Below are 26,711 nucleotides of genomic sequence, written 5' to 3' on the forward strand. Positions count from 1 at the left end.
CCAAGGAGGCAATTAACTATGTTTAGCAAAAAATCCACCCTTACTTTACTGACATTAACAACTGTTACCGCTGGTCTTCTCGCAGGCTGTGGAAGCACGAATAATGCCGAGAATGCCAACGCGGGAGCAGCAAACACCAATACGACGAATGCAGGCGGCAATACGGCCTCGGCGAATACATCGGCTGAACCGGTCGAATTCAGCTTCTACTTCACAGGCTCCGAGAACGTTAAGAATTTGTGGGACACGCTTGTGCCTATGTTTGAGAAGGACCATCCGAACATCAAGGTTAAAGAAGTTTATATTCCTTCCGGAACCGGTGCGCAGCCGACCTATGATCGCATTCTTGCAGCGAAACAAGCAGGCAAAGGCTCTGGCGACATCGATCTATACGAGGATGGGCTGAGCAACGTAACCCAAGGACAGAAGGACGATTTGTGGGAAACGCTTGATCCGGCCAAAATCGCCAACCTCGCTTCGGTTGACGCCAATACGATGAAGGACGTAACCAACCTGGCTGTTCCGTATCGTTCATCCGCTGTCGTGCTCGCGTACAACAGCGAGAAGGTGCCGACGCCTCCGAAAACATTAGACGAGTTGTTTGCTTGGATTAAAGCAAATCCGGAACACTTCGCATACAACGATCCGTCCACCGGTGGCGCAGGCAGTTCGTTCGTCACAACGACGCTATACGACAAGCTCCCCGAAGATGCGATTCATAATTCAGATCCGAGCATTGAGAAGCAGTGGGATAAAGGGTTCGACACGCTGAAGGATCTCGGCAAATACGTGTACGGCAAAGGCATCTATCCGAAGAAAAACCAAGGCACGCTGGATCTGCTTATCAGCGGCGAAGTGGACATGATCCCGGCTTGGTCGGACATGGCGCTTGAGCAAATCGGCAACGGCCAGCTGCCGGATACGACCAAAATCGCGCAAATCACCCCGGGCTTCAACGGTGGTCCGACGTACCTGATGGTGCCGAAGCTGTCAGAGAAGAAGGATGCGGTCAATGAGTTTCTGAACTTCGTGCTGTCGCCGGAAGCGCAAGCGGTAGTCGTAACCAAAATGCACGGTTTCCCGGGCATCGAGCTATCGAACATGCCGCAGGACATCCAGGATTCCTTTAAAGGCGTGGCTGAAGGCTTCCGTACATTCAACATCGGCGATCTGGGCAGTGAGATCAACAAACGCTGGCAAAGCGATGTAGCGGCGCAATGATGAAGAAACAAGTGAAAATGGGGATACTGGGATTGCTTCTGGTCATCCCCTCTTTTCTTCTGCTGTTCGTCACAGTCGTCATTCCAATCGCGGTTTCGTTCAAGGAGAGTCTTACCAATAAAGAGGGCGGCATCGACCTATCGAATTACAGGTACTTGTTCACTGACAAGCTGATGCGCTCCAATATTATTTTTTCGCTGGAAGTGACGGTTATATCGGTTGTGATCGTGCTTATCGTTAGTTATGCGCTGGCCGCTTACATGCGTTTCAACAAAGGCAAATTAGTCGGATGGATTCGGAATATGTATATGATCCCGATGTTTATACCTTCTGTCATCGCGACGTACGGCTTGATTCAGCTGCTCGGCAACCATGGCTGGGTATCGCGCTTTGTGCTGCTGCTTGGCGGCAGCGGCGTTCCACGCATTATTTTCGATATGAAAGGCATTATTATTGCTAATCTGTGGTTCAACATTCCGTTCACAACCATGCTGCTGGGTTCAGCCTTGGCGGGTATTCCGGATTCGGTGATGGAAAGCGCGAAGGACGTGGGAGCTGGCAGACTCCGTCTCTTTAGCCGGTTTATCGTACCGCTCACCTACAAAACGCTGCTTGTGGCGGTAACCTTCGTCTTCATGGGCGTTATCGGCTCGTTTACCGCACCGTTTCTGCTCGGACCCAATGCACCGCAAATGCTCGGCGTGTCGATGGAGCAAATTTTCGGTGTGTTTCAGGAGAAGGAGAAGGCTTCTGCGCTCGCGTTCTTCACCTTTCTGCTTTGCTCGTTCATGGGCTACTTCTACATTCGCAGCATGATTAAGGAAGAGGGGGCGCGTTCTTGATGAAACGTCTTCTCCTGGAAGCGGAGGGTCAGGTGAGTTCCGTCTGCTCCAAGTCCCATATTGCCTATAGCTTTCATTTGGATCGACAAGGCGGCAAACTCTGGATCGACTTCGCGTACGGGCCTAAGAATCTAGAGGACCGCGAACAAGCTTATTCGTTGATCGAGGCCGGCATCGACAAGTACACGGAACCGGCGCAGCGCGGTCGGCTGCTGGAGAAGTGGGAATCTTTCCTGCCGCTTAAAAACTTGATCATCGTATCCGTCGATGACCCCAAGGGGCATTGCGGCGCAGGTCATCGCCATGATCCGGAGCAGCTCCTGTTCATCGGAGTACAGGAGGCTTCTGCAGGCTTTGTCAGCGGCGAACTGACCAAAGGGTTGTGGCGGGTTACGTTAAGTCTGCATGAGATTGTAACGGATAACTGCCGGTACCGCCTGCGAATTCACCACGAGGAGGCGATATAGGATGCGCTGGATGGCTTGCGAACTTCATTCGCATACGTATCACAGCGACGGCAGGCAGTCCCTGCTGGAGCTTGCGCAAGGAGCAAGGGGACTGGGCTTCGACTGCATAGCCCTGACCGACCACAATACAATGACTGGCTTGAAGGATAGAGAGCGCGTCGAGCAGGAGACAGGCCTCAGCATTATTTCAGGCATGGAGTGGACAACGTTCTACGGACATATGGTGACGATCGGCCTAACCGAGTTCGTGGACTGGCGTCCGGTAGGGCCAAGCGATATTCATGCGGGAATTGAACAGGTCCATGCGCATGGTGGCATTGCCGGCATGGCTCATCCCTATCGCATCGGAAATCCGATGTGCACAGGTTGTTTCTGGGAGTTTGAGATTCAAGATTGGAATCAGCTCGATTATATCGAGGTATGGTCGGGAACGTTCCCGTCGATTAAGACGGACAATGCCCGTGCGTTTCGTCTATGGACCGAGCGGTTGAACGACGGCTTCCGAATCGCGGCAACTTCCGGACGGGATTGGCATGTGCAGGAACAGACCGAAGCTCCCATCTCCGTAACGTATTTGCGGCTCGATCCAAGCGAAGGCTGTCTCACTCAACAAGCCGTGCGCGCGCTTGCCGCTGGCAGAGCATCCGTAACAATGGGACCGCTAGTGACGCTTGAGCTAAACTCGAAGAATAGGGTTTACGGCATCGGCGATTGCGTGTCTGCGCAGGAACTTAGCCATAGCTATGGGGCTGTCGTGGAGATTGATTTTCAAGTTAGAGCAGGCTTATGGGAGTTTCCGGAAGCTCGGTATTTAATTACGTTAATGAGTAATCTCGGCGTGATCGGCGAACAGCTTGCAAGCACGGAGCAGGACCAATATCGCTTCGAGATTCCCGGTAATGATTTGAAATGGGTGCGAGCGGAACTCAAAGGAACCGTGCGCGGTGCGCGCACGACGATTGCTTTCACGAATGCGATTTACGCGGAATCGGAATAAACTTATAGTTAGCTTAAGACTGTAGTTAGGAGTGGGAGAAGAATGCTGCGAAGCTTTCCTTTGATAACGGCTCACGCCGGTTGCATGAACACGGAAGCTCATACGCTTCGTTCGGTTCAAATCGGTCTCGAGCTTGGTGCCGACGTAGTGGAAGAGGATATTCGGGTGACCAGAGACGGGATTCCGGTGCTGGCACATGATGATGAATGGATGACCTTTGAACGGTTGAATGTGAATATAGCTAGTATGACTTACGCGGAATTTATCGAATTGCAATTGGAGTCGGAGCGCGGCAAAGCGGCCGGACTCCTTAAGCTGGAAGACATGCTTCAGCTCGTGCAGGCATCTGGCAAAATCGTCAATTTAGACTTGAAAGTGGATGCGGCAATTGAGCCTGCTGCGGCGCTGGTCCGCAAACTCGGCTTGTCGCAGCAGGCTTTCTTCTCGGGCTGCGAGGTGCAACGGGCGCTGCTAGCCGAGCGACTGCAGCCGGAAATGCGTAAGCTTCTTAATACCAACATCGAGCTGTTCAAGACCTTGCCTTACCGGGAGGCGATGGTTCAAACCTGTGCGGATGCCCGCGAAGCATCGTGCTTTGGAGTGAATATTTATCACGGCCTTCTGCGGCAAGAGTTTGTGGAATATGCCAAAGGACTGGGACTTCCCGTATATACTTGGACCGTTGAGGATGAAACGCTAATGCGCCAATACGCGGAATGGGGCGTTCATTCGATCACGACACGCAATGTTGAAGCGCTGGTACGCGTGAAGCAGGAATTCGAAATGAGCAATATTTAATAGGATTAAATACCCGAAAGCCACATGGAGCCGATCAATGTGGCTTTCTGCACATTCAGTTAACTGATCAGGTACTTCCCGATCTGTTCAAATGGAATGGAGAAGATACTCATTGGATTAAACAGGAGCGACTTGCTTAAGAACACAACTGAATACATCACCGCAGCGAGTACCATTAAAACCATATAGATTCTGGCCGCCCTCAATTCGTGTTTGCGAAGAAGGCTGCGGACTTGAAAATAAGACACGGCAGCCGCGAATGCTATGAAACACAATACGTTCATTATTTGCATCAATCTACGTCACCTGTTTTCTCATTTCGGTATAACGGTAATTTGGCGTATCCTGTACCTACAACAGCTATCTTTGCGTCTATGGTTACATTTACATGAGGGTAAAGGCCAGTCCATGTAGAGGAAAGGCGCTTCCATTCCGAAGGGTAAGCAATATGCAGACTACGACCGAACCCGAAGACGTCGGCATTGAATTGCTGCTGGCTCTTCTTCACCGACTTTCCGATGGATTGAATGAGCTCAGAGGAGAGAAGTTTATTCAATAGCTCAACATTACTTGGCTGACTGAAGTCTAGATTAGTCTCGTTCTCAATGATCTCGCATTCACTTTGAATAGACACCTGCATGCGTACCGTATTTCCTTCCATTAGCGGATGGAAACCGTGTTTAGACTTCAGAATTTGAACGCTGACGTTGCCTTGACCTTGCGGAACGTAGACCGTAATAAAAGAACTCGACATATTCTTTGTAGCCCAATTCATAGCGCGGGTTTCTTCTTCGTTAAAATAACCAATTAACTTCATTTTCTTGAAAATGCCAACGCCATATAGCTTGATATGCGGTTCCGGTCCTGATGCAGGTGAGGGGGAAGATTCTTTAGACGCTTGTTTTTGAATAACCTCGAATGCCCCCATAATCGGTTCGATTCCCTCCGAAGAGGCGGTTGCATTAAAGTTCAAGATCGTTGTTGCGCTGCCGGACGGCTGCTTATGCAGGTTTTGAAATTGATCCGCCGGGATCGCTTCGAGCGCTACCGGATAATTAAGAAGCGTCATAGCATCCGCTCCTTTGGCCACGAATACCATATTTCTCATCCGCATATCCATTTCGCGCCCAAAGCTGTCAAATACCTTTTCCAACCCATGCCGTGCCATGCTTTCGCCAATGATAATAACTCTCCGATGAGAATAATACAGCTTAAGGTGGATCTTTTGCTGCAAGCGTTGGCGCGTATCGGCCAGCGTTTTTCCTTTAGCAGCGATAACGAAGAAGGACTTCGGGTCACCGCTGCTCCCGCTGGATTGCATCGGCGTCGGGATGGCAATTTGGACGCTTAGCGTTAGCGTTCCGTCCTTATTGAAATCTAAGCCGCTTGCAGTAACGATCGCTAGCTCCTTCACTTCTTTCCGATCCCAGCACCCGGTGATCAGAAGCAAACTCACGAGCATAGATGCGGCGATGGTGTTTCTAAGTCTCATGAATCGTCCTCCACCTGGCTTGGATCGAATCGATGCACAATAGGAGGGTTGGAATTAGGTTTGCAGCGATGAAGCTTGCAACAGGGAAGGAATAGATGTAGAACTGCAGGCTGATATCCATGCCCGGGGTATCTTTCAGGATCCAAATCGTACCGATAAAGACAATCAGTACCACGGGCAGTGTGATCGATCGCTGGTTCTTAACCTGGGAAATCCGACTGACGCAGAGACAAGTGACAAACAGAAATGTGGCCAGCTTCAGAAATCCTACGGAGACCCATATCGGAAAAATACAGGGTCAAGTCTTTCTAACACATCGCCTAAACTGATATAGCGGATTAAAGCTGCGTATGGGAAGGGGAATTTCGTTACGAGCGGACCTTCAATAAGGGTGCAGATAAGTACCGTTTTCAGCATGAAGAGGGTAATGATCAGCGTTGAATACAAGGAAGCCTTGCGAGCTTGTTTTTGATGATTCATAAAAGGGATTAAGAACGCGATGAGGATGGTTTCCCCCAGCCAGCCACTGGGTACAGAGGCGCCTCGTAAGATCGAGAGAAGTCCGTTATCTGCGACAGGTTGAAGATAGATCCCATTCCAATCCCGAATGGATATCAACAATATAGCGGTGGCAATAACCAGCAGAATCGGAAATATAATCTCGCCGCATCGGCCGATGACGCCTATGCCGGACCAAGCAGCTATCCCGCAGACGACAAACAACATCAGCAAGATTACGACATGGGGAGTAAGCTGATGCGAAATCACGGCGATGAGATCGGCAATCACTTTTGACATCATGGCTGTGTACACAAAGAGGAAGCACAAGTAATAGGCTTCAACTAATTTACTGATCCATCCTCCTAAAATGCGTCTGCTGTACTCAATAATCGTCATATTGGGGTAACGGGAAGCTAACGCAGTAGAAACATAGATACACCAAATGCCTGTGATTGGAGCAATCAATATGGACAGCCAGGCATCTTGCTTGGCAAATTGTGCAGGGAAGGCTGCGATATTAAAAATCTCAGTACCCAGGACCGAAACGCTAATAATAATAATAAATTGCCATTGGGTGAGTTTCTCCGTTCGATTCATCTGTGCCTCCTCATATTGAACCAAGGTCTTCGAATGAACACATCCTTTATTCCGTCCATGGAGAGCGGTGCTACTGGATAGAGGTAAGGTACGCCAAAGGAACGTAATGCAGCTAAATGGATGAGGATTGCAATAATGCCGATCATTAAGCCGTAAAAGCCCATAAAACCGGCCAGCAACAGCAGTGGGAAGCGCAGCAGGCGGAAAGCCAGTCCGAAGTTATAGCGGGGAACAATGAACGATGCGATACCGGTCGTTGCTACTACGATGACCACAGGAGCAGAAATAAACCCGGCCTGGACAGCAGCCTGTCCGATAACGATCCCGCCGACGATGGTGACGGCGGAGCCAATACCCTTCGGAAGACGTAATCCGGCCTCGCGTAAAGCTTCAAACATAATTTCCATAATCAGCGTTTCAATGATGGCAGGGAATGGTGACATTTTTTGCGATGAAGCAATGCTTAGAAGAAGGTTGGTTGGTAGAACCGGATGGTCATAACTGACTAACGAAACATACAAGGAAGGTAAAAGTAAAGAAACGGCCGTAAATAAAATGCGAAGCCAACGAATCGGCGTCGCAATGATCGATCGCTCGTAATAATCTTCACTTGCTTGCAAACCGGTCCAAAAGGTCATCGGTACTACTAGAGCGACAGGAGTACCGTCAGTTAATATGGCTATTTTGCCTTCAAGAAGACTCCCAATTACCACATCCGGCCTTTCGGTGTTCTGAATTTGCGGAAAGGGGGAGTATGGACTATCTGTAATAAGTTCCTCTATATAGCCGGACTCCAAAACTCCGTCGATTTGAATGCGGTGAAGCCGGTGACGAACATCCTGGAGTAAATCCTCCTTCGCAATAGATTTTAAGTAAACGATTACGACATCCGTCTTCGAAAGTTTTCCAATGGAAAATGTTTCGATTTTTAAATCGGCGCTCCGAAGTCTTACTCGTAATAATCCTGTGTTTGTTTGCAGGCACTCCACGAATCCCTCGCGAGGTCCGCGGACTACCGGCTCAGATTGGGGGTCCTCGATCGCTCTTCTTTCCGACCCTTGAACGGTTACGGCAATACCATAATCCACGCCGTCAAATAGAAAGACGACATCGCCTTTCAAGATGCTGTCTACTATGTCGCAAAGGAGAGCTGCCTTCTTTGTCATGCTAACTGGAATCAAGTTTGCTTGAATGACTTGTTCGATGCCATCCGAAGGTTCCATTTCCCGAGCGATGCTTGCGAACTGTTTGAGAATCATGCTCTCCAAATGGTTTCGATCGGACAGACCGGCGATATAAAGCGCGAGCATAGTGATCTGCATAGGGCTTGAGGAGGAATGGAACACGACGTCGGAACAATCTTGGAAAATGGCTTTTATCATTTGTTCATTTTTCGAGATGCTAGAATCTAACGGAACTTGATAATCTTGATGTTCGGGTTCTGAGGGATTCCCGCCGGAACGATGTTTTAGGAATTTCATTACGAAGTACTCCTTAAGCCAAGAATCAAGTTTTTAATGTGAATAAGTTGTCCATTATTACCCTTTTTATGCAGAAAAGCGCATGTGCGTTCGCCCGTGTTATCCTGATGAACAGCACCATTTAACAACAATAATACATCCTTAATTAATAAATATTTATTGCTATACAATAAATCTTAACTTAAAATCTAATTATACTTTATATAAGGAGACCAATTATGAGCAATGAACCTGTCCTCAGCTTGCGTCAAGTAACCAAACGAATCGGGCGTTCCACGATTATTGATAATCTAACGTTTGATGTTCCGCAAGGGGAGATTTTCGGATTTTTAGGGCCAAACGGGGCCGGCAAGACGACCACCATTCGCATGATGGTCGGTTTAATGTCCATTACCGAGGGCGAAATTTTAATCAAAGGGAAAAATATTAAAAGCGAGTACGAGCAAGCGATCCGTCATGTCGGAGCCATTGTGGAAAATCCGGAAATGTACAAGTATTTGAGCGGCTATCACAATCTCGTTCATTATGCGAGGATGGTGCCGGGCGTGACCAAGAAACGCATCGATGAAGTGGTTAATCTCGTTAAGCTGGACAACCGCATCCGTGACAAGGTTAAGAAGTATTCCCTGGGGATGCGTCAACGTTTAGGCGTAGCGCAGGCACTGCTGCATCGTCCGTCGCTGCTCATTCTGGACGAGCCGACCAATGGGCTTGATCCTGCGGGCATTCGCGAGCTTCGCGATTATTTGCGCCTCTTAACCCGCACGGAAGGCATTACCGTCATTGTCTCCAGCCATTTATTGTCCGAGATGGAGCTGATGTGCGATCGAGTTGCCATCCTTCAACAAGGTAAGCTGGTAGATGTGAAACCGATCCGGGAGTTTGTTCAGTCGGCAGACCAGGCGCAAACCTACCTCATTGAAGCTGAGCCGGTCGAGCGTGCGCTGGATGCAATGAAGGCGCTTGAATATGTAAACGAAGTGAGGGTTCTTCCTGAAGGGCTGGAGTTTATGGCCGAGAAGGAACGGATACCCGATATCCTGATGGATCTCATGGGATTGAATGTCAGAATCTACGGTGTTCAAGCGCAGCGGCAATCCTTGGAGGATCGATTCTTGGAAATAACTGGAGGCGGAAAAATTGGGTAGTCTGTTATTGAACGAAAATATGAAGCTGTACCGTCGGATCCGCACGTGGATCATGGTCGGAGTCATGATCGTTATTCTTGGCATTGTGAACTTCTCGGTATGGTACGACTACAATAATGATGCGCATAGCGGTACTTGGCAGGAGCATGTTGCCGCAGAGAAACAAACCCTGGAGAAAGCACTGCAGAAACCGGATCTGAACAAGGAAAGTAAACTCTTCGATGAAGAGATGGTCGCCAAATACGATTATCAGCTTAAGCACGATATCCGACCGGTCGATGGCACGATGTGGGTAGGGATCAACTTGTCGACGAACTTTGTGATCTTGATCACGTTATTTACCGTTATTGTCGCAGGGGACAGCATGGCGGGTGAATTCTCCTCCGGCACGATTAAGCTGCTGCTGATCCGGCCAAACAGCCGTCTGAAAATTCTTCTGTCTAAATATGTATCGATGATTCTGTTCGGGATCACGCTCCTCCTCATCATGGCTGCCGTATCTATCCTGATCAACGGAACGCTGTTTGGATTTGGGCACACCGACTTGCCCTTGCTACAGGTAAATGCTGACGGAGATGTCGTGGAACGGAACATGGTCGCGAACCTGTTGCAAACGTACTTGCTTAAAGGCGTTTCGACGATTATGTTTGTTACCATCGCCTTTATGATTTCGACAGCGTTTCGCAGCAGTGCGATGGCCATCGGGTTCTCCCTCTTTGCGATGTTTGCGGGTTCGATCGCTACGGAGTTTTTCCGAGCTTATACGTGGAGCAAGTATATTTTGTTTGCGAATATCGATTTAACCCAGTATTTATCCGGCCACCCTTATCAAGAAGGGATGACCCTCACTTTTTCCGCTGTTGTACTGATCATTTACTTCCTATTGTTTAATCTGGTCTCTTGGCTCGTATTTACGAAAAGGGATGTTGCTGCGTAACTGAGAGTATTCGTTGCATTAGCAAAAAAGGTAGCCGAAGGGGGCTGCCTTTTTTGTTTATAGAAGAATCCACTTGCGCGGGTAGTTTGTGAAGATAAATCAATTTTTTTTGATTAACTGTTGATACGCAGAAGAATGTGTGGTAGATTTTACTCAAGCGTTAAATCAAGAAAAATTGATCTAAGGGGAGGTGATCCCGATGAAAATAACAATCCCAGTCAATGAACGATCGACTGCGCCGGGTTCATTTGAAAAATACGAACAGAAATTTAAAGCATTAGCGGATCAAAAAAGGCTCCAGATCTTATATGAGCTTTGCCAGCGCGGCAATACCTGCGTCTGCGATTTAACCGAAGTGGTGGAAATGACGCAATCCAAGCTATCGTATCATTTGAAAATTCTGCTCGATGCCGACCTCATTACAAAAGAGACAAGAGGCACTTGGAGCTATTACGAACTGAATCCAAACGAAATAAACGCTCTGCTTTCCGAACAACTCTGCTGTATTTTTAGACCGGCGGATCATAATTCGGATTGCTGCTAAGTTTTTCGTTTATTTATCAAAATAAATTGATAAAAAGAGGAGTGTTAATGTATGAAAATGCACGTAGCCATTAATGTCAGAAATCTAGAACAATCACTTGAATTTTATAAAAAGCTTTTTAATGCAATACCGACCAAAGTAAAGGAAAACTACGCCAAGTTTGAGCTTGAAAATCCTTCATTGCATTTTTCGTTAAATGTGCGTCCATACGAGAACCGTGGTGTGTTAAATCACTTTGGTTTTCAAGTACAGAATACCGAAGAGGTGCTGGCAACCCAAACACGTTTGAAAGAAGCTGGTTTGATTTCCTTTGATGAAATGAATACCACATGCTGTTACGCAGTACAGGATAAAATTTGGGTATCGGATCCGGAAGGTAATCCATGGGAAGTATTTTATACCAAAGAGGATAGTGAGTTTGAAGCAGCAGAAGATAATGAGAAGACTCAACAAGATGTTTGCTGTGTTACACCTGCCCCTCAAAGAGTAGAGAATACAGATATGCACGCGGTAAACAAATGCTGCTAATTCGAAAAGCCCGCTGGATGCTGGATTGTTGCGAGTGATTGGGGGTACAGCATGACGATAATAGCGTTTCTTATTTTTCTGGTCACTTTAACGTTTGTCATTTGGCAGCCAAAGGGGCTTAATATCGGCTGGTCAGCAAGCGGTGGCGCCATTCTTGCGCTGATTTTCGGAGTGGTGGATTTTGCCGACGTCGGCACCGTCACCGGTATCGTGTGGAATGCGACACTTGCGTTTGTAGCCATCATTTTAATTTCACTAATTTTAGATGAGATTGGTTTCTTTGAGTGGGCTGCCTTGCATATGGCACGTCTGGCAAAAGGCAACGGAAAGCGGATGTTTGTGTACGTTGTTCTCCTTGGCGCGGCCGTGGCGGCATTCTTTGCGAATGATGGAGCTGCACTTATATTGACCCCCATCGTGCTTGCAATGGTGAGGGCGCTTAAATTTGACCAACGAATGATATTGCCGTTCATCATGGCGAGCGGATTTATTGCGGATACGACTTCGTTGCCGCTAGTGGTCAGCAACCTCGTCAACATTGTGTCGGCTGATTATTTTGGTATCGGGTTTGTGGAATACGCCAGTCGGATGATCATTCCGAATTTGTTCTCCCTATTGGCGAGCCTTCTGGTCTTATTCTTATTCTTCCGTAAGAGCATCCCTGACAATTATGATCTAAAGCAGCTTAGCAAGCCCGTCGATGCCATTAAAGATAAGAAGATGTTTCAGCTGTCATGGATTATCCTAGCAGTGCTTCTTGTTGCCTATCTGGTAAGCCAGTTCATCCATCTTCCGGTTTCGGTCATTGCCGGCGTAGTTGCCATATGCTTTATGTTGGCTGCACGCCGAAGTCCAGCCATTCATACATGGAAGCTCGTTAAAGGGGCTCCTTGGGCTGTCGTGATCTTTTCAATTGGAATGTATGTTGTTGTCTATGGGCTACGCAATGTTGGTCTGACAGACGAACTGGGCAGGGTCATACAAATCTTAGCCGACAAGGGACTATTCATCTCCACGATCGGAATGGGGTTCCTTGCAGCGATACTGTCTTCCATTATGAACAATATGCCGACGGTTATGATAGATGCCCTCGCCATTAAAGGAACTTCAACAGGAGGAGTTATTCGAGAATCCTTGATCTACGCGAATGTAATTGGCAGCGATTTGGGTCCGAAAATTACACCGATTGGCTCGCTTGCAACACTTTTATGGCTGCATGTGTTATCGCGTAAGGACGTGAAAATCTCATGGGGCAATTATTTTAAAACAGGCATCATACTGACAGTTCCGACGCTCTTTATTACGCTTTCGGGACTATATTTGTGGCTGCACCTGATTAACTAAACGATAAGGGAGATCAACTATCATGAACAACAAGCCGCTCGTTTACTTTCTATGCACAGGAAACTCTTGCAGAAGCCAAATTGCCGATGGGTTTTTGAAGGCGCTTGGCAGTGATAAATATGAGGTAAGAAGCGCGGGACTTGAAGCTCACGGATTAAACCCACGCGCGGTTCAAACCATGAAAGAAGCCGGCATAGATATTTCTAATCACACATCGGATGTCATTGATCCTGAAATTTTAAAGCAGGCGGATTACATCATCACGCTTTGTGGACATGCGAATGATAACTGCCCGGTTGTTCAGAACGACAAAGCGCAGAGATGGCATTGGGGCTTCGAAGATCCGGCTAAAGCAACAGGAACAGAAGAAGAAATCACGGCAAAGTTCCGTGAAGTACGCGATTCGATAAAAAAACGCATGGAGCTGTTTATTGCAGAAGGTAAATAAGAAAGGGAGAACCAGCTTGAACACTGAACAAGCAAACGCACGGCATGCGAACACATCGAAAGGTAAGTTGCGTACTTTGCTGGAGGTAGGTATGGTCTCGACGAAATTAGGACTTACTTCTTTCGGAGGGCCAATTGCTCACCTTGTATACTTTCAGAATGAATATGTTAAAAAAAAAAAGTGGATGGACGAAAGAACGTATGCGGAACTCGTAGCATTATGCCAGTTTCTACCGGGTCCTTCCAGCAGCCAAGTGGGAATGGGTATCGGTATTATTCGAGCTGGTATAGCCGGAGGAATAATAGCTTGGCTTGGGTTTACCCTTCCATCTGTACTGGCACTCGTTCTTTTTGCATTGGTCGTACAAGGATTTGACATTGGAAATACAGGTTGGATTCATGGATTGAAGATTGTAGCCGTCGCCATTGTAGCGCAAGGTGTCTATAGTATGGGAAAAACGTTAACACCGGATCGCAGCAGAGCTAGTATTGCCATTATTACAATGGCCTTTACGCTGCTGATGTCGACGGCATTAAGCCAGGTCATTCTAATCGTGCTTGCAGCTTTGGTTGGATTATTCCTTTATCGTAAAAAAGAAGCGCCATTAGCTTCAGAATTAGATCTATCCATAAACAGAGGGGTAGCACTGGGATCTTTAGTTTTATTTGCCGGTTTATTGATCGCTCTGCCTTTGTTGCACCGATTTACAAATAACCCTTGGCTTGCAATTGCCGATAGCTTTTATCGTTCAGGTTCCCTAGTATTTGGAGGAGGGCATGTGGTACTGCCTCTCTTAGAGAAGGAAGTTGTTTCTGCAGGTTGGATCAGCAAACAAGATTTTTTAGCGGGATACGGTGCGGCACAGGCTGTCCCTGGTCCATTATTTACGTTTGCAAGTTACTTAGGAGCCATGATTCGGGGAGTATGGGGAGCCGTACTTGCTACAATATCCATATTTCTTCCGGCGTTTCTTCTCATGGTCGGAACGTTGCCGTTCTGGAATCATATAAGAAAAAGCTCAAGTATGCGTGGTGCTCTGACAGGTGTTAATGCTGCCGTTGTTGGTATTCTGCTAGCTGCATTATATAACCCGATTTGGACTTCGGCGATACTTTCGACTGAAGATTTTGTGCTTGCGGTTGTTTTATTCGGCATGTTGGTATATTGGAAATTGCCTCCATGGATGATCGTCATTGTAGGAGTCCTTGGAGGCAGCGTTATTTCTTTCATGCTGTATTAATGGTAGACAACGTTCTTTAATGATTTAGTGAAAAAGATATGGATACAAGAACATTTGTTCGTGTATAATGATGATACCACTTTATAAAGGGTGATTATTATTATGGAGCATGAACAAGTGAATCAGGAAAACTTAGTTCTGATTGAACGGCAGGTCAAACAAGTCAGTTTAAACTTCCGAAATCGATATCGACGCCCCCCAAAGCCTAATTTAGACCCCTTTGAGCGTGATCAAATTATGAACGTGCTGATTGCATCATTAGGACTGCGCTACACAGTCCACTTAAGGCTATATCATGAGTTTGAAGATTGTGCCGTGATTGGTGTTATCGATAGAATAGATCCCTATACAAGGAAGGTCCTGGTTGATGGGGAATGGTTTCATATCGATAACATCATTAAAGCGGATTCCGAATTGGATTAGGTTGTTCCAGTAATCCGGCATCCGATCCAATTTGGCTAAGAGGTTCACCTGAATCAAGGGCTAATGTAAGCATTCGACTATTACAGCCGTTTAGTATTCGAAAACGATATTTTCTAGGTTCCACATCCAGATATGGCCAAACTTTACCATTCACAAGTATGTTATTCGCATCAAAAGGAGGTACTAACGAAGGGAAAAATAAGTATCAAAATGTATAGTTAGTATAATATTTATAATTAAATGAAAATAATTTCACTTCTTTAAATCATATATAAACTATCATAGAATGAAGAAGTCTTCTTGGAAAGAGAATACGAAATCAACTCGCGAAGCAGGAGGGAATTAGGCATTGCGCAAAACCTCGACATCACTGTCGGGAATCTGGCGCTTGCCTGGATTCTCCGTCAAACCAATGTCGCCAGCGCACTTATCGGAGCAAGCCGGCCGGAGCAAGTGTCAGAGAACGCCAAAGCGTCGGGCATTGAGCTTGGCGAAGACATTATGAACCGAATCGAAGAAATTTTAACGAACTAACCGAATTTCCGGTATTAGGCGATACAGCCTAGCAGATAATATTGCAAGAAATCAGTATCAGGAGAAGATGGAGGTGGATAGTTGATGACGAAAGTTGTCGTTACCGGTGGAAGCGGCATGTTGGGAAGCTGGGTGGTGCGTCATTTCGTAGAGCAAGGCTATGATGTGCTGAACGTTGATACCCGTCAACCGGTGGAATCGCTTTGCCCTACGCTCATCGTGGACCTTGAGGATCTAGGCCAAACTTACGGCGCTCTTGCAGGGTCCGATGCGGTCGTGCATCTGGCTGCAATTCCCAGAGCAGGCATGACTTCACCGGAGGTGACATTCCGCAACAATGTCATGTCAACCTACAATGTACTGGAAGCGGCAGCCGGTCTAGGCATTCGAAAGGCGGTCATCGCATCGAGCGAATCCTCTTACGGCATTGTCTTTGCAGTCCATCCGTTCGGTCCTCACTATGTTCCGATCGATGAGGCGCATCCGCAGCTGCCGCAAGACAGCTACGGCTTGTCCAAGATCGTGAATGAAGCGACGGCAGATATGTTTCACCGCAGGACTGGCATGCAGATTATATCGCTACGCCTCGGCAACGTAATTTCACCCGAATCGTATGAACGCTTCCCATCGTTCATTCATAATCCAGAAGAACGCGAACGCATCCTTTGGAGCTACATCGACACTAGGGATGCAGCGGAAGCTTGCCGCCTTGCTATTGAAGCGGATGGACTCGGGGCGGTAGCGCTGAACCTTGCGTCCGATGAAACCAGTATGGACATACAAAGCCGAGAGTTGATGTCAGCGCGTTATCCGGAAGTTTCCGACTTCCGCGAACCGCTGGGAGGGTACGAATCCCTGCTCAGCAGCGAGAAGGCGAAGCGACTGCTTAACTGGCAACCTAAATACAAATGGCGCGAACAGCTGCGCCAATAAACGTACAAGCCCGAACCCTCTCATTCCAACTCTCATAGAATGAGTATAAACGAGAGGGGGATGAACGCCATGCTAGCTCTATTGAACCGTATGCGAGGGAAATTTGTCGTGCTTAAAACAGCTTCGGCAGAGGAAATCGGAGGTCGTGTCATCAAAGTAAACAACGGCATTGTCATTATGCGAACCTTATTGGGGACGAAAATATACGTGCCCGTGAATAAAATCATTGCAGTCATTACAAAGTGATTGTAATGTCTACGCAAAAAAAACGTCCTCAGGTAGGACGTTTTTTGCTTTTCCGATTTCATCCCTTTTCAAGGGACGGACGATGTGCTTGCGCGCCAAGTATACGTCGCGACAACAGCAAGGCATAAGCCAGAAATACGATAATGATAAAACCAAATAACAAGTAATAACCACCGATATGGTAGAGTGGGCTGCCTACGATCGGACTGCAAGCCATTCCCATATATCGGAAAAAGTTATAGGCACCGACGGCAGTCGCTCGGTTTGCCGTGAAAGCGCCTGTTAATAGCGTCGTCTGCACAGGTAGCGAGATCCCGAGTGATAACCCGAAGAAGATGATTCCGGTTAGCAGCCAAGCTAAAGAAACCGAATAGAAGATGAGGAAGAACAATATCGAAAAGACATTTAAATAAGTCGTCAGAATGAGCAGTCTTTCTCCATCTGTCCGTGCTTGGAGCTTACCGCCTATATAACTGCCAACCACGATGCCAATCGACATCGGCAGAAAAACAAGTCCCTTTTGCTCGGCCGTCAATCCGTAACGGTCACTTAAGATGCTTGGCAGGAAGACTAGAAAATCGTAAAACACATAGTACTGGATAAACCCGAGATATATAATGGACGATCCGATCCGATTCTGAAGAATGGCTGCAAAATCCCGCAGTTGAAAGCGGCCCGCTTCGACGTTGTCCGGCTTCGTTTCCTTCAAATAGAGATAGTTGATAATCAGTACAAGCATGCCTGTTGCCGCAAGAGCGAGAAACACGGAATGAAAGTTGAATATCCCGCTAAGAAAGCCGCCGATAACCGGCCCGAGCACAGGTCCTAAGGAAACCAACATTTGAAAGGTTCCCATCGCTTGGCCGCGTTCTTTGCCATCGAACAAATCGCTGATCACCGTTACGGCAACGACGGATCCCGCAGCGATTCCAATAGCCTGCAGCGCTCGGAAGACGATAAGCAGCTCAATGTTTCCGGAGAAATAACACCCGACCGAAGCGATAACATACAGTGTTATACCGAAGAGAAGGACGTTGCGGCGCCCCTTCGAGTCCGTGAGCGGACCATAAATCATCTGCATGATGGCAAGAAATAAGGTGAACACTGAAATCGTCAAGTTTACGACGAAGGAGGTGGAGTGGAGTTGACTGGCAACCTCAGGCAAAACCGGGGTGTAAATCGTTTGCGTGAACGGCCCAAGAAAGGCAGCAAACGCAACTACATAAACAATGAATTTACGATTCATGATGTTCATTCCTTTCTATTAAATCTTACTGTCATCGTACTTGATATCGATTATTTATTCCAACGCATTGCATGCTATAATCTCATTGACTAGAAGGAATGAAATGGAGTGTGCGATGGTGGAACTTCTTCAACTGCACTATTTTCTCGCGGTGGCTCGTGCAGAACATGTGACCGAAGCTGCACGGACGCTGCACGTTACGCAATCCTCGTTAAGCAAAACCATTCAACGCTTGGAGGAGGACCTAGGGGTCTCGCTGTTTGATCGAATAGGCAGGAGACTGCAATTGAATGAGTTCGGAAGAAGATTTCTTCGACGTGCAGAAAGAGCATTGTTCGAATTGGAACAAGGAAAGCTGGAGCTTAGCGATTTATCCAGCCCCGATCATGGCACGCTTGAATTAGGGGTAACCAGCGCAAGCGTGTTACCGAGCATTCTTCGGGAATTTCGGAAAAAGCGGCCCAATATTCAATTTCATGTGCAAATGCTGACCACGCAGGAGATGATTATGCTTCTGGAGAGAGGGGAGGTTGATTATTGTTTGTCCTCGCCACCCGTCGAACGGGACGATATCGAATGTCAAATCGTGTTCATCGATCCCATCCTTGTCGCCGTTCCGATTGGGCATCGACTTGCGGATCGAAGCAGCGTATCTTTGATTGAACTGAAGGATGAATGGTTTGTCGGGGTAAAGGTCGGCTTCGGTACACGGGATTTAATGGATTCGGTATGTAGAACGGTTGGATTTGTACCTCATTATGTATACGAGGGGGATGAACCGGCAAGGCTGGTCAATCTGGTGGAAGCCGATATCGGCATAGCCTTCATCCCAAGCACGGCAAGGAATGAACGAGCACAAATCAAATATCTCCAGGTAGAGACTCACGAAGTCGTGCGGGAAATCGCTTTATTGTGGCACAAGAGCCGCTATATCTCGCCGGCTGCTCTCGAGTTTCGCGATGTCGTTATCGACTATTTCGAGGCTAGGGACGGCAACGCTGTAACTAAACTGATATGAGTTAGGATTACTCAACCGTTTTACCGGATAAGATGCAGGGGAGCCGTGTTAGCGCACGGCTCCTTTTGCGTTTAATCGGGGTTTAAAAAATCTGGGAAACAAAAATGGCAGTGAAGTGGTAGTGAACATGGAAGCGATTAACGGCTAAGATTCGAAAGGATCGAACTTATGATTGGGGAGGAACGAGGATGAAATTCATTCGTATTATGCTTCTCGTCACAATACTGGCGTTGACGGGGGTAACAAGCGCATTCGCGGAGAGCGACAGTGCGCCGCAAACTTGGGACGTATCCGTAGGCAAAATGATGTCGTCGGATACGGAAATGTTTTCCATGCAGCCAGGCGTTATCTACATTCATGAAGGGGATACGGTAAAATTCACGAACCACGACATGGCTGCACCGCACTTACTCGGCTTCTTGATTGGCAACCCGCCTCCGGCTGATGATTTCGATATTACGAAATTTTCGCCTCCAAGCGGTTCTGCTTGGTCAGGGGATACCATGCTATTCTCGCCTGAATTCCATCCGATGGAATCGTATTCCATCACGTTCACGAAAGCAGGCGCTTATGCCTATTATTGCTTGATTCACCCGGTGATGAAAGGGACGGTCGTCGTCGTTCCGAAGGGCGGCCTCATTCCGACCAAGGCAGAACAGGCTGCAATGAACAATGCCCTGCTTGACGATCAATCGAAAGTGGCCGCGGATTGGAAAACCTTCTACGGCAAAGTGAATTACGACAAGAACAAGGATGCAACGCTGACGTATAAAGTGTTCGCGGGCTTTGGCAATTCGCAAGTTATGGTCAACGCTTACTTACCGGGAGAAGTGTACATTAATGCGGGGGATACAATCGAATTCGTGGCCGGGGCCCCCGGTGAAGCACATACGGCTGTCGTGAATGCGCCGAAAGGCATGCAGGTATTTACGGAGAAAGGCGTTAATCCTGACGTTGTGACACCGCATGGCCCGGTATATGACGGCACCGGTTTCGCGTCTGCCGGCGTATTGATGCCGAATGCTCCGGGTTTCGGTCAACCGAGCTTCAAGCTCACCTTCACGAAGCCTGGAACCTATACGGTGACGGATGTGTTATGGGGCTACTCCGGCAAAATCGTCGTCGCTCCGAAAGGCGCTGTTAAATTAACGGTGAATGACAAAGCGCTCGTCACGACGGCGCTAGTGAAGAACGGACACGTCTTTGCACCGCTCTCCAGCGTTGCAAAAGCGCTTGGAGCCTCGTATCAGGTTTCCGGCAAAACAATTATGATCGGAGGCAAGAAGCTTGCTGCTACAGCCGATTCGGCTCCATATGTGACAAAAGGCGTTGCCTACGTCGCCGTGGACTCCGTGGCGCAGCTGCTTGGCAAAACCTATACTTGGGATCCGACAGCGAAGCTGTTGTCTGTTCGAACGAAATGAGAATGCCATTCATTGTGAAGAACGTTCGGGAGCAAGCGCTGCTGTTGTCGGCAGCGCTGCTTCTTAGCGCTTTGGCATTGTGGTTCGCAAGGCCGGAGCCCGCGGCGGGAGCAGCGGAGGGAGCGAATCAGACCGCGACGCCGGCATTGACCGAGAACGCGCAGGTCAAACGCTTCCATCTCTATGCGACCGATGGAGAAATCAAGCTGGCGGATGGCAAGAAGCTGTACATTTGGGGCTATAGTTTGAAGAACGAACCCGGAACAGCGACGCTGCCTTCTCCGACGCTTACGGTGAACGAAGGCGATCATGTCGAAGTGACGCTGACGAACATCGGTCCATCCAATCAACAGGTCAAGAAGCTTGCCCATACGATCCATTTTCACGGACTGGACACCGACCAGGCGAATGACGGCGTTCCCCATACGTCGCACGCCATCTTGCCAAGCGAAAGCTACACGTATCGCTTCACAGCGACGCATGCAGGCACTTATTTCTATCATTGCCATGTGGATACGATCGAGCATTTGCAGATGGGGATGCATGGAGCTTTCGTCGTTCGGGCGAAAGGCGGCATTCCGGAAGCTTGGACAGGTGGTCCCCGCTATGACAAGGATTACGTGTTCCTGCTCAATGAGATCGACCCGAAATGGCACGAAGCGGTCGAGAAGGGGGAAACGTATGATAGAACGGACTACCATCCGCGCTATTGGACGATCAACGGCAAATCATATCCCGACACGGAGAACGATCCAACGTCAATGGTGGAAGGGCGCGTAGGGGATACCATTCTGATCCGGCTCATCAATTCCGGTTACGATACGCATTCCATCCATATGCACGGCGAGCACTTTGAAGTGATCGCTTCGGATGGCAGGCCGCTTCCCGCGCCGCTTACGAAAGATACGATCGAGATCGCTCCGGGGGAAAGGTACGATATTCTTGTCAAGCTGACCCAAAGCGGTCATTTTCCGATCCATAGCCACAACATTAAAGACAATACGAATGACGGCGAGTACCCGGGCGGCATGCATACGATGATGATGAGCTCCCCGGCATTGCCGAACGTTTCCGTTAAGCTGACAAGCGGGAAAAAAGCTGCGCTCATCGATGGCAAAAGCATGCCTCTTGCTGCGGCGCCTTTCCTTCAGGATAAGCAGCTTTACGTGCCGATAAGGCTGTTACAGGAGGCAGCTCGTTTCGGTATGCGAAAAGACGCGCAAACAGGCTCGTACGTTCTGACGCTGAAGGCGAACGAACTGAAGCTGACCGCCGGCAGTAAGGAAACGGTCTATAACGGAAAAAAGGCGGTATTAACCGCCCCGGTCGTACTAACGAAAGGAACGACATTCGTTCCGCTCAGCTTAGCCGAGAAGTTCATGGGAGCCAAGCTCCTCGATTCAGGCAATGGTGAATGGGTTCTGAAGCTGCCCCAATTACCGCCTTCCCCTTCAACGCTAACGGTAGCAGCGCCTACGGTTGCGGACCCTGTTCCGGAAATGCCCTCCGCGTTGCCGATTCCCCCAGCAGAGGATCATATGTCGCATGAAGAGGATGGCATGACCGTTACGATCAGCGCATCAGGCTTTTCCGTTAAAGAGCTTCATGTGAAGCCGGGAACGACCGTGATATGGGTGAATCGGGATAAACAAGCGCATACAGTCACCGATTTGGATAATCACTTCGACAGCAAGAGTATTCCTGCTTCAGGCTCTTGGCGTTACACGTTCAAGGATGCGGGCACGTATTTGTACTACTGCTCCGTGCATCCGACAATGCAAGCGACAGTGGTAGTAGATTCTAGCTAGCCCAGCAGAATGTCGGAAAGCAGACCGATCCCTTTTTTCAAATAGCGGTAATAGGTAGTCGTTGCAAGACCGAGTCTAGTGGCGACTGCCTCGTGGGATCCAATTTCTTCGATGTAAAATAACTGCAAGATCCGCGCCTGCATGCGCTCCTGATTTTTACCGCCGGCTAAGCGTTCAAGAATATCCGTGATTTGCTGCGAAATGCAGGCAGCAGCCGATTCGTTCCGGTTTTTGAAAAGAGCTCCGGGGAGCAGGCTGCTGATCGCATCCAGAAGCGAGGCTTCCCGACCGAGCGAGTGGAAATGTTCAAGCGTTTGCTTGACGAGTTGAAACCGAGCGTCTTTCGAGGGTGGGATCGACTTTACGAAGCCGGGAGTCGGGATCCGTTGAAAGAAATCATCGTTTCTTAGGTCAATTCGCGCCGCTTTCCAATGAAGCCCTCCCGCAGAGACGTAATCAGCCCAAGGCATCCGTTCGAAACCAAGCCGGCAAAGCGACTCCACCGGTCCTTCAATCGGAATGAGTATGGAAACCCGCTTGCCCGTAATTCCGTGAGAGAAATGCTCCTGTACAATGACCGAGCTTAGCTCAGGCTCGAATTCGCGTCTCACGCCAAGCATCCAAATCAAATAATCGTTATCTTGCAGCGCCGTTCCCTGAATGAATGTGACGTAAACGGGGTTTTGCGCAAATATAAGACGCGTTTTCTCGTTGAGCGGCATAAAGGTGTATACGCCTGCGACTTCATTATCATGGAAAACAACCTGAAAAGAGGATGGTTCTGCTTCCCAAACGGCGTCTAGGAAGGTATGCTGCAAGGAATCATCGCTTAAAAACGGAGGGAACGCGAGAAAAAACTGCTGAACCCATTCCCGGAGCAGCGGAATGTGTTCTTCACTTGCGGCACGGATTTTGAATCCCGACCTGTCGCTGGCAAAATAAAAGCTCCTCATGAATTCGTCGGACATTAGAAATGCCTTCTCAAGCCGCAGCAGCATTTTCCGTTCTTCATCCCGTGCAGCCGTATTCATCCATCGCCGTTCAATTGCGGACAGAGCCCGCTGTTTGTATAAGGCATGCGTCTCGGGGGCGCGATGCTCCAGCTCGGCGTTGATCCATTTGCGAACGGCATCCAGAATACAATAGCCGCCTTGCGAGAACAGTTTGATATATGGCATATTGCAAAAGTCATTGAACTGTTCTTGCGTAATCGCTTCGCCTAGAATCCACTGAAGCAAGTCTTGGTCGAACCGCCATGGAATCGATGCGGCCGCAAGCAGCCGTTTGAATTGCTGGGGATCTCCGTCCCGGAATAAGGCGCGATCCATCGATGCGATAATTGCTTGGGTATGTCCACCGCCCAGAAACCAAGCAGCTCCGTGCTTTAGTACCGTATCGCATGCCAGCGAGAGCGCCAGAGGAATGCCTCCTGAGAACTGTTCGATCGCATATCGAAGCTCCGGATCGGTGATGTCGCATGCGATTAAATAACGTTCCATTTCTTTGCGGTTTAGCGGCGTTAATCGCATGTTTCGAAACATGCCGCTCCACTCGGATGCGGACAGCGTCCCTTCGTCAAGCGGATGTCTGCCGGCCGAGCAAACTTTGACGCGCACGGTAAGCAGAGGCAACCACTTGTCCCAAAGCCACTCTTGGATGTATCCCCTGCGTTCCATGCTATCGAGGAGCAAGACGATTCCGCCGCAGTTCTGCGCGATTTGGTTGAGCAACTCGGCTTCCTCTTCCCCTGGCAGCCCGTTCGTTGTTTGGTCCACGGGGAATCCGGCCTTAGCGAGCTTAATCCGAATGGTTTCCGCGAAATGTGCCGGGTGATCAAAAGAACGGCCATCAATATAGAAGACGAGACCTTCTCTTACCGTCCATTGGAAGGCACGCAGCAAAGCGCTTTTGCCGATTCCTCCAGGGCCGCAAATATGAATGAAACACCAGTCGTCGTTGCTGTCGCTCAATTCCTGCCGCATGACGCCAAGTTCTCTTTCCCGGCCGACAAACCTTTTTTGTTCTAAATCGTTCAGCATCTGACGAACCAACTTCATCGTGGACTCATCGCTCCCGTTATGCGCTATGTAAAATTAGTTTGATATGATCTTAACCGCTTTGGAAATAAAAAGCTGTCGAACTATCATACGGTTTGGGAAATATTTACTAATTTATACAAATGGTGCTTATGGACATTAATTTGGTATATTTTTAAATCGAAACAATATGATTTAATCAGGACAAATGTCCTATAATGAAGCAAAGGTGGAATTATGCATGGCAATTGCTGTCATCGTTGATAACCCAGGATTTACTCAAGAACAATATGAACATGTTTTACAACAGCTTGCGCTACAAAACGGGATACCGGAAGGTTGTTCCGTTCATTTTGCCGGACCAAATAACGGAGGATGGCAAGTGATTGAAGTTTGGGAATCCGCTGAAGCCCAGCAAGAATTCTTTCAAAACACATTAGGCCCTATCTTCAGTACAATGAACCTTACTCAATTTCCTACTGTTCAAGTCATTCCCGTACACCGAATAATAAAGAATTAACGGACGTTGCCCAAAGCCATTTAGCTCGAGGGAGGGCAAAGCATACATATAACCTTGCAACCTAAAAAAGGTGAATTCAAACGCAGCGTTTGAGTTCACCTTTTTTCATGCTGGCGGTCTTAGAAAGGATTCCTCGTCATCGGCACCATTGATTTTACCTTGAATAGTATAGTGTTAAATCACGTTCTACGAGGGATAACATGGCATTATTACGAAAGTATATAATCGTTAATCTGTTGATCTTCATGGTGTGCGATCTCTTATTAACGGCGGATGGCACTTTTCGCCCTTTGCTGGGTTCCGTACTCTTCTTTGTTGCAGTTGTATATTTACTAAATATGTCGAAGTTTGAGAAGGCTTTATTTGGATAGGCTGAGTCTGCAAGTTCATTTTATATGTGAAGAAAAGCCGCCTAAAACGCGGCTTTTTTGATATATTATGACATTACCCCGCTTGAACGTCGATTCTGGGCGAATCGACGGCCTCTTCGAATTGAATGTTGGCAGAGCTGACTTTGAACATTTTAGTCACATACAGGAGGTAAATAATTCCCAATGCTGCCCAGCTTAAGCCAAGCATAAAGGAGTTGTGCTCCAGATTAAACCACAGTATAAAGACGAAAATCGCTCCTATTGATGGTATAACTACATGAGCGAGGAAGCTGGTTACGGATGAATACATTTTCCTTCTCCATGCATAGTGTACAATCACAGACAGATTAACGAACGTAAAGGCAATCAGCGCCCCAAAGCTAATGAATGAAGACGCTGTCTCCAAATTGAAGAAAATGGCGGTCATGGAGATCAGTCCGACGATAATAATATTCCCGACAGGCGTTCTCAAACGAGGATGTGCGTAACCGAATAGCTTGTTCGGCAGTACGTTATCTCGACCCATCACAAACAGCAGGCGGGATACGCTTGCATGCGAGGAAAGTCCCGATGCTACGGTAGAAGCGAACGAAGCTGCAAGAAAGAACAACTGAAAGATCTTTCCGCCAACATAAAGGGCGATCTCGGGCGAAGCTGCGTCAGGATCGCTAAATTTAGAAACGTCAGGGAAGATCGCTTGGGCAAAATAGGATCCGATGATAAATAACAACCCGCCGATAAGCGCCGTGAGGAAAATCGCCTTAGGGATCGTAGCGGCCGGATTCGTGGTTTCTTCGGAATACGTGGTTACAGCATCAAAACCTAGAAACGAGAAACACAATACGGTAGCTCCAATGACCAAAGAGGAGATGCGCATATCCGAATCATATAGAGGTCCGCTAGCCAGAACGCTTCCATACCCTACACCGTGCATTAACTCCTTGAACGAGAGAATGATAAAAAATACAACAATAAGTACTTGATAGAGCACTAATAAAGTATTGAACTTAGCGATAGAAGTGAGGCTCCATATATTCGCGCAGGTAATGACCAGCACGAAGGCTGCAACCAAAATCCATTTCGGCACGTCGGGGAAAATGGCTGAAAGATAAATTTGGGAAAGCAGTGCATTGACCATAGGGAGAAGAAGGTAATCCAATAAGGATGACCAGCCTACCAAAAAACCAAGATGCGGGTTCATTGTTTTTTGCGTATAGGTATAAGCTGAACCTGCGCTTGGGTAAACCTTCACCATTCTCCCATAACTGAATGCTGTAAAAAGCATGGCGACAAGAGCAATCGCGTAGGCGACCGGTACATGTCCTTCGGTAGATCCGGATACAATTCCAAAAGTGTCAAACAAAGCCATCGGAGCCATATAGCCCAGTCCAAGCATCACTATAGACCAAAGTCCCAGTGAACGCTTCAAAGTTACAGCGTTGTGCAATTCCAATTCCTCCTGATGATAAACTGTGCAATTTAAGTAATATACCACATCTCGGTTTATGCATAAATATAAAAAATTTTGAATTCCGATTCATGAGAATCCATAGATTGAGAAGCTGCC

The 26,711-nt window shown here is 48.0% G+C and carries 26 protein-coding genes and 2 pseudogenes; 20 read left to right on the forward strand and 8 right to left on the reverse strand.

Going from position 1 to position 26,711, the window contains the following annotated elements; translation table 11 throughout:
• Nucleotides 1–18 precede the first annotated feature (18 nt).
• The 5 genes from AC6ESO_RS05035 to AC6ESO_RS05055 are packed head-to-tail and all read left to right on the forward strand — an operon-like array spanning nt 19 to nt 4,325.
• Nucleotides 19–1,221 (forward strand): extracellular solute-binding protein, encoded by a 1,203-nt coding sequence (locus AC6ESO_RS05035; protein WP_497090418.1) that lies wholly within the window; start codon nt 19–21, stop codon nt 1,219–1,221.
• Nucleotides 1,221–2,063, forward strand: coding sequence for an ABC transporter permease (locus AC6ESO_RS05040; RefSeq protein ID WP_497090504.1), 843 nt, complete (start codon nt 1,221–1,223; stop codon nt 2,061–2,063). The genes AC6ESO_RS05035 and AC6ESO_RS05040 overlap by 1 nt, the downstream gene beginning before the upstream one ends.
• Nucleotides 2,063–2,530, forward strand: coding sequence for a hypothetical protein (locus AC6ESO_RS05045; protein WP_497090419.1), 468 nt, complete (start codon nt 2,063–2,065; stop codon nt 2,528–2,530). The genes AC6ESO_RS05040 and AC6ESO_RS05045 overlap by 1 nt, the downstream gene beginning before the upstream one ends.
• A 1-nt stretch (nt 2,531) precedes the next feature.
• The gene (locus tag AC6ESO_RS05050; protein ID WP_497090420.1) at nt 2,532–3,527 is read left to right on the forward strand and encodes a CehA/McbA family metallohydrolase; all 996 of its coding nucleotides are present in this window, start codon (nt 2,532–2,534) and stop codon (nt 3,525–3,527) included.
• Between the two features lie 42 nt (nt 3,528–3,569).
• Nucleotides 3,570–4,325: a glycerophosphodiester phosphodiesterase gene (locus AC6ESO_RS05055; RefSeq protein ID WP_497090421.1), complete on the forward strand. Its 756-nt coding sequence runs from the start codon at nt 3,570–3,572 to the stop codon at nt 4,323–4,325.
• A 59-nt stretch (nt 4,326–4,384) separates the two neighbouring features.
• Here AC6ESO_RS05055 and AC6ESO_RS05060 read toward each other — a convergent pair whose 3' ends face one another.
• From AC6ESO_RS05060 to AC6ESO_RS05075, 4 genes are all read right to left on the reverse strand, one after another.
• Nucleotides 4,385–4,618, reverse strand: a complete 234-nt coding sequence (locus AC6ESO_RS05060; protein ID WP_497090422.1) for a hypothetical protein — start codon at nt 4,616–4,618, stop codon at nt 4,385–4,387.
• On the reverse strand, nt 4,618–5,817 hold the full coding sequence (locus tag AC6ESO_RS05065) for a Ger(x)C family spore germination protein (RefSeq protein WP_497090423.1): 1,200 nt from the start codon (nt 5,815–5,817) through the stop codon (nt 4,618–4,620). Before AC6ESO_RS05065 ends, AC6ESO_RS05060 begins: the two co-directional genes overlap by 1 nt.
• A 267-nt stretch (nt 5,818–6,084) precedes the next feature.
• Nucleotides 6,085–6,915: a GerAB/ArcD/ProY family transporter gene (locus tag AC6ESO_RS05070; RefSeq protein WP_497090424.1), complete on the reverse strand. Its 831-nt coding sequence runs from the start codon at nt 6,913–6,915 to the stop codon at nt 6,085–6,087.
• Entirely contained in the window at nt 6,912–8,396 is a 1,485-nt protein-coding gene (locus AC6ESO_RS05075) for a spore germination protein (RefSeq protein WP_497090425.1), read from the reverse strand. Before AC6ESO_RS05075 ends, AC6ESO_RS05070 begins: the two co-directional genes overlap by 4 nt.
• Before the next feature lie 218 nt (nt 8,397–8,614).
• Between AC6ESO_RS05075 and AC6ESO_RS05080 the strand changes: the two genes are divergently transcribed.
• The 8 genes from AC6ESO_RS05080 (at nt 8,615) to AC6ESO_RS05115 (ending at nt 15,008) form a co-directional block, all read left to right on the forward strand.
• Nucleotides 8,615–9,544 (forward strand): ABC transporter ATP-binding protein, encoded by a 930-nt coding sequence (locus AC6ESO_RS05080; RefSeq protein ID WP_497090426.1) that lies wholly within the window; start codon nt 8,615–8,617, stop codon nt 9,542–9,544.
• On the forward strand, nt 9,537–10,481 hold the full coding sequence (locus AC6ESO_RS05085; RefSeq protein ID WP_497090427.1) for an ABC transporter permease: 945 nt from the start codon (nt 9,537–9,539) through the stop codon (nt 10,479–10,481). The genes AC6ESO_RS05080 and AC6ESO_RS05085 overlap by 8 nt, the downstream gene beginning before the upstream one ends.
• A gap of 199 nt (nt 10,482–10,680) precedes the next feature.
• Nucleotides 10,681–11,025, forward strand: a complete 345-nt coding sequence (locus AC6ESO_RS05090) for an ArsR/SmtB family transcription factor (protein WP_497090428.1) — start codon at nt 10,681–10,683, stop codon at nt 11,023–11,025.
• A gap of 51 nt (nt 11,026–11,076) precedes the next feature.
• Entirely contained in the window at nt 11,077–11,553 is a 477-nt protein-coding gene (locus AC6ESO_RS05095; RefSeq protein WP_497090429.1) for an ArsI/CadI family heavy metal resistance metalloenzyme, read from the forward strand.
• A 51-nt stretch (nt 11,554–11,604) separates the two neighbouring features.
• Nucleotides 11,605–12,897, forward strand: a complete 1,293-nt coding sequence (locus AC6ESO_RS05100) for an arsenic transporter (protein ID WP_497090430.1) — start codon at nt 11,605–11,607, stop codon at nt 12,895–12,897.
• 22 nt (nt 12,898–12,919) lie between these two features.
• Nucleotides 12,920–13,345 carry an arsenate reductase (thioredoxin) gene (gene arsC / locus AC6ESO_RS05105; protein WP_494817663.1) on the forward strand — a complete coding sequence of 142 codons (426 nt, stop codon included), beginning with the start codon at nt 12,920–12,922 and terminating at the stop codon, nt 13,343–13,345.
• Nucleotides 13,346–13,436: 91 nt separating this feature from the next.
• Nucleotides 13,437–14,585 carry a chromate transporter gene (locus tag AC6ESO_RS05110; protein ID WP_497090505.1) on the forward strand — a complete coding sequence of 383 codons (1,149 nt, stop codon included), beginning with the start codon at nt 13,437–13,439 and terminating at the stop codon, nt 14,583–14,585.
• Between the two features lie 102 nt (nt 14,586–14,687).
• Entirely contained in the window at nt 14,688–15,008 is a 321-nt protein-coding gene (locus AC6ESO_RS05115) for a YolD-like family protein (RefSeq protein ID WP_497090431.1), read from the forward strand.
• On the opposite strand, the pseudogene AC6ESO_RS05120 reads toward AC6ESO_RS05115, so the two are convergent.
• Nucleotides 15,007–15,201: pseudogene (locus AC6ESO_RS05120) on the reverse strand (cupredoxin domain-containing protein); the annotation flags it as partial. The gene AC6ESO_RS05115 and the pseudogene AC6ESO_RS05120 sit on opposite strands and share 2 nt — an antisense overlap.
• 155 nt (nt 15,202–15,356) lie before the next feature.
• On the opposite strand from AC6ESO_RS05120, the pseudogene AC6ESO_RS05125 reads away from it, so the two are divergent.
• The 3 genes and pseudogenes from AC6ESO_RS05125 to AC6ESO_RS05135 all read left to right on the forward strand — a co-directional run.
• Nucleotides 15,357–15,542, forward strand: a pseudogene (locus AC6ESO_RS05125) (aldo/keto reductase); the annotation flags it as partial.
• Between the two features lie 84 nt (nt 15,543–15,626).
• Nucleotides 15,627–16,475, forward strand: a complete 849-nt coding sequence (locus tag AC6ESO_RS05130) for an NAD-dependent epimerase/dehydratase family protein (RefSeq protein WP_497090506.1) — start codon at nt 15,627–15,629, stop codon at nt 16,473–16,475.
• Between the two features lie 69 nt (nt 16,476–16,544).
• The gene (locus AC6ESO_RS05135) at nt 16,545–16,721 is read left to right on the forward strand and encodes a hypothetical protein (protein WP_494817669.1); all 177 of its coding nucleotides are present in this window, start codon (nt 16,545–16,547) and stop codon (nt 16,719–16,721) included.
• A gap of 58 nt (nt 16,722–16,779) precedes the next feature.
• On the opposite strand, the gene AC6ESO_RS05140 is transcribed toward AC6ESO_RS05135, so the two are convergent.
• Nucleotides 16,780–17,967 carry an MFS transporter gene (locus AC6ESO_RS05140; protein ID WP_497090432.1) on the reverse strand — a complete coding sequence of 396 codons (1,188 nt, stop codon included), beginning with the start codon at nt 17,965–17,967 and terminating at the stop codon, nt 16,780–16,782.
• Between the two features lie 118 nt (nt 17,968–18,085).
• On the opposite strand from AC6ESO_RS05140, the gene AC6ESO_RS05145 reads away from it, so the two are divergent.
• The 3 genes from AC6ESO_RS05145 to AC6ESO_RS05155 all read left to right on the forward strand — a co-directional run bounded on the left by AC6ESO_RS05145 (nt 18,086) and on the right by AC6ESO_RS05155 (nt 22,217).
• Nucleotides 18,086–18,985 (forward strand): LysR family transcriptional regulator, encoded by a 900-nt coding sequence (locus AC6ESO_RS05145; protein ID WP_497090507.1) that lies wholly within the window; start codon nt 18,086–18,088, stop codon nt 18,983–18,985.
• 188 nt (nt 18,986–19,173) lie between these two features.
• On the forward strand, nt 19,174–20,409 hold the full coding sequence (locus AC6ESO_RS05150) for a plastocyanin/azurin family copper-binding protein (protein ID WP_497090433.1): 1,236 nt from the start codon (nt 19,174–19,176) through the stop codon (nt 20,407–20,409).
• A 14-nt stretch (nt 20,410–20,423) separates the two neighbouring features.
• Nucleotides 20,424–22,217: a multicopper oxidase domain-containing protein gene (locus AC6ESO_RS05155; RefSeq protein ID WP_497090434.1), complete on the forward strand. Its 1,794-nt coding sequence runs from the start codon at nt 20,424–20,426 to the stop codon at nt 22,215–22,217.
• On the opposite strand, the gene AC6ESO_RS05160 is transcribed toward AC6ESO_RS05155, so the two are convergent.
• Nucleotides 22,214–24,274: an ATP-binding protein gene (locus AC6ESO_RS05160; RefSeq protein WP_497090435.1), complete on the reverse strand. Its 2,061-nt coding sequence runs from the start codon at nt 24,272–24,274 to the stop codon at nt 22,214–22,216. The two genes, AC6ESO_RS05155 and AC6ESO_RS05160, sit on opposite strands and share 4 nt — an antisense overlap.
• Before the next feature lie 220 nt (nt 24,275–24,494).
• Here AC6ESO_RS05160 and AC6ESO_RS05165 point away from each other — a divergent pair, with 220 nt between their 5' ends.
• Entirely contained in the window at nt 24,495–24,773 is a 279-nt protein-coding gene (locus tag AC6ESO_RS05165; protein ID WP_497090436.1) for a hypothetical protein, read from the forward strand.
• A gap of 444 nt (nt 24,774–25,217) precedes the next feature.
• Here the strand turns inward: AC6ESO_RS05165 and AC6ESO_RS05170 are convergent, their stop codons facing one another.
• On the reverse strand, nt 25,218–26,591 hold the full coding sequence (locus AC6ESO_RS05170; protein ID WP_497090437.1) for an APC family permease: 1,374 nt from the start codon (nt 26,589–26,591) through the stop codon (nt 25,218–25,220).
• Nucleotides 26,592–26,711 lie beyond the last annotated feature (120 nt).

The organism is Paenibacillus rhizoryzae (assembly GCF_059686995.1).

Excerpts from the sequence above, each read along its gene's own strand:
- AC6ESO_RS05090 (WP_497090428.1), top strand. The coding sequence starts at position 10,681 with ATGAAAATAACAATCCCAGTCAATGAACGATCGACTGCGCCGGGTTCA.
- AC6ESO_RS05165 (WP_497090436.1), top strand. The coding sequence starts at position 24,495 with ATGGCAATTGCTGTCATCGTTGATAACCCAGGATTTACTCAAGAACAA.
- AC6ESO_RS05110 (WP_497090505.1), top strand. The coding sequence starts at position 13,437 with ATGGTCTCGACGAAATTAGGACTTACTTCTTTCGGAGGGCCAATTGCT.
- AC6ESO_RS05045 (WP_497090419.1), top strand. The coding sequence starts at position 2,063 with ATGAAACGTCTTCTCCTGGAAGCGGAGGGTCAGGTGAGTTCCGTCTGC.
- AC6ESO_RS05150 (WP_497090433.1), top strand. The coding sequence starts at position 19,174 with ATGAAATTCATTCGTATTATGCTTCTCGTCACAATACTGGCGTTGACG.
- AC6ESO_RS05135 (WP_494817669.1), top strand. The coding sequence starts at position 16,545 with ATGCTAGCTCTATTGAACCGTATGCGAGGGAAATTTGTCGTGCTTAAA.
- AC6ESO_RS05065 (WP_497090423.1), bottom strand. The coding sequence starts at position 5,817 with ATGAGACTTAGAAACACCATCGCCGCATCTATGCTCGTGAGTTTGCTT.
- AC6ESO_RS05140 (WP_497090432.1), bottom strand. The coding sequence starts at position 17,967 with ATGAATCGTAAATTCATTGTTTATGTAGTTGCGTTTGCTGCCTTTCTT.
- AC6ESO_RS05055 (WP_497090421.1), top strand. The coding sequence starts at position 3,570 with ATGCTGCGAAGCTTTCCTTTGATAACGGCTCACGCCGGTTGCATGAAC.
- AC6ESO_RS05100 (WP_497090430.1), top strand. The coding sequence starts at position 11,605 with ATGACGATAATAGCGTTTCTTATTTTTCTGGTCACTTTAACGTTTGTC.
- AC6ESO_RS05080 (WP_497090426.1), top strand. The coding sequence starts at position 8,615 with ATGAGCAATGAACCTGTCCTCAGCTTGCGTCAAGTAACCAAACGAATC.
- AC6ESO_RS05130 (WP_497090506.1), top strand. The coding sequence starts at position 15,627 with ATGACGAAAGTTGTCGTTACCGGTGGAAGCGGCATGTTGGGAAGCTGG.
- AC6ESO_RS05070 (WP_497090424.1), bottom strand. The coding sequence starts at position 6,915 with ATGAATCGAACGGAGAAACTCACCCAATGGCAATTTATTATTATTATT.
- AC6ESO_RS05115 (WP_497090431.1), top strand. The coding sequence starts at position 14,688 with ATGGAGCATGAACAAGTGAATCAGGAAAACTTAGTTCTGATTGAACGG.
- AC6ESO_RS05050 (WP_497090420.1), top strand. The coding sequence starts at position 2,532 with ATGCGCTGGATGGCTTGCGAACTTCATTCGCATACGTATCACAGCGAC.
- AC6ESO_RS05060 (WP_497090422.1), bottom strand. The coding sequence starts at position 4,618 with ATGCAAATAATGAACGTATTGTGTTTCATAGCATTCGCGGCTGCCGTG.
- AC6ESO_RS05075 (WP_497090425.1), bottom strand. The coding sequence starts at position 8,396 with ATGAAATTCCTAAAACATCGTTCCGGCGGGAATCCCTCAGAACCCGAA.
- AC6ESO_RS05035 (WP_497090418.1), top strand. The coding sequence starts at position 19 with ATGTTTAGCAAAAAATCCACCCTTACTTTACTGACATTAACAACTGTT.
- AC6ESO_RS05095 (WP_497090429.1), top strand. The coding sequence starts at position 11,077 with ATGAAAATGCACGTAGCCATTAATGTCAGAAATCTAGAACAATCACTT.
- AC6ESO_RS05040 (WP_497090504.1), top strand. The coding sequence starts at position 1,221 with ATGAAGAAACAAGTGAAAATGGGGATACTGGGATTGCTTCTGGTCATC.
- arsC (WP_494817663.1), top strand. The coding sequence starts at position 12,920 with ATGAACAACAAGCCGCTCGTTTACTTTCTATGCACAGGAAACTCTTGC.
- AC6ESO_RS05160 (WP_497090435.1), bottom strand. The coding sequence starts at position 24,274 with ATGAAGTTGGTTCGTCAGATGCTGAACGATTTAGAACAAAAAAGGTTT.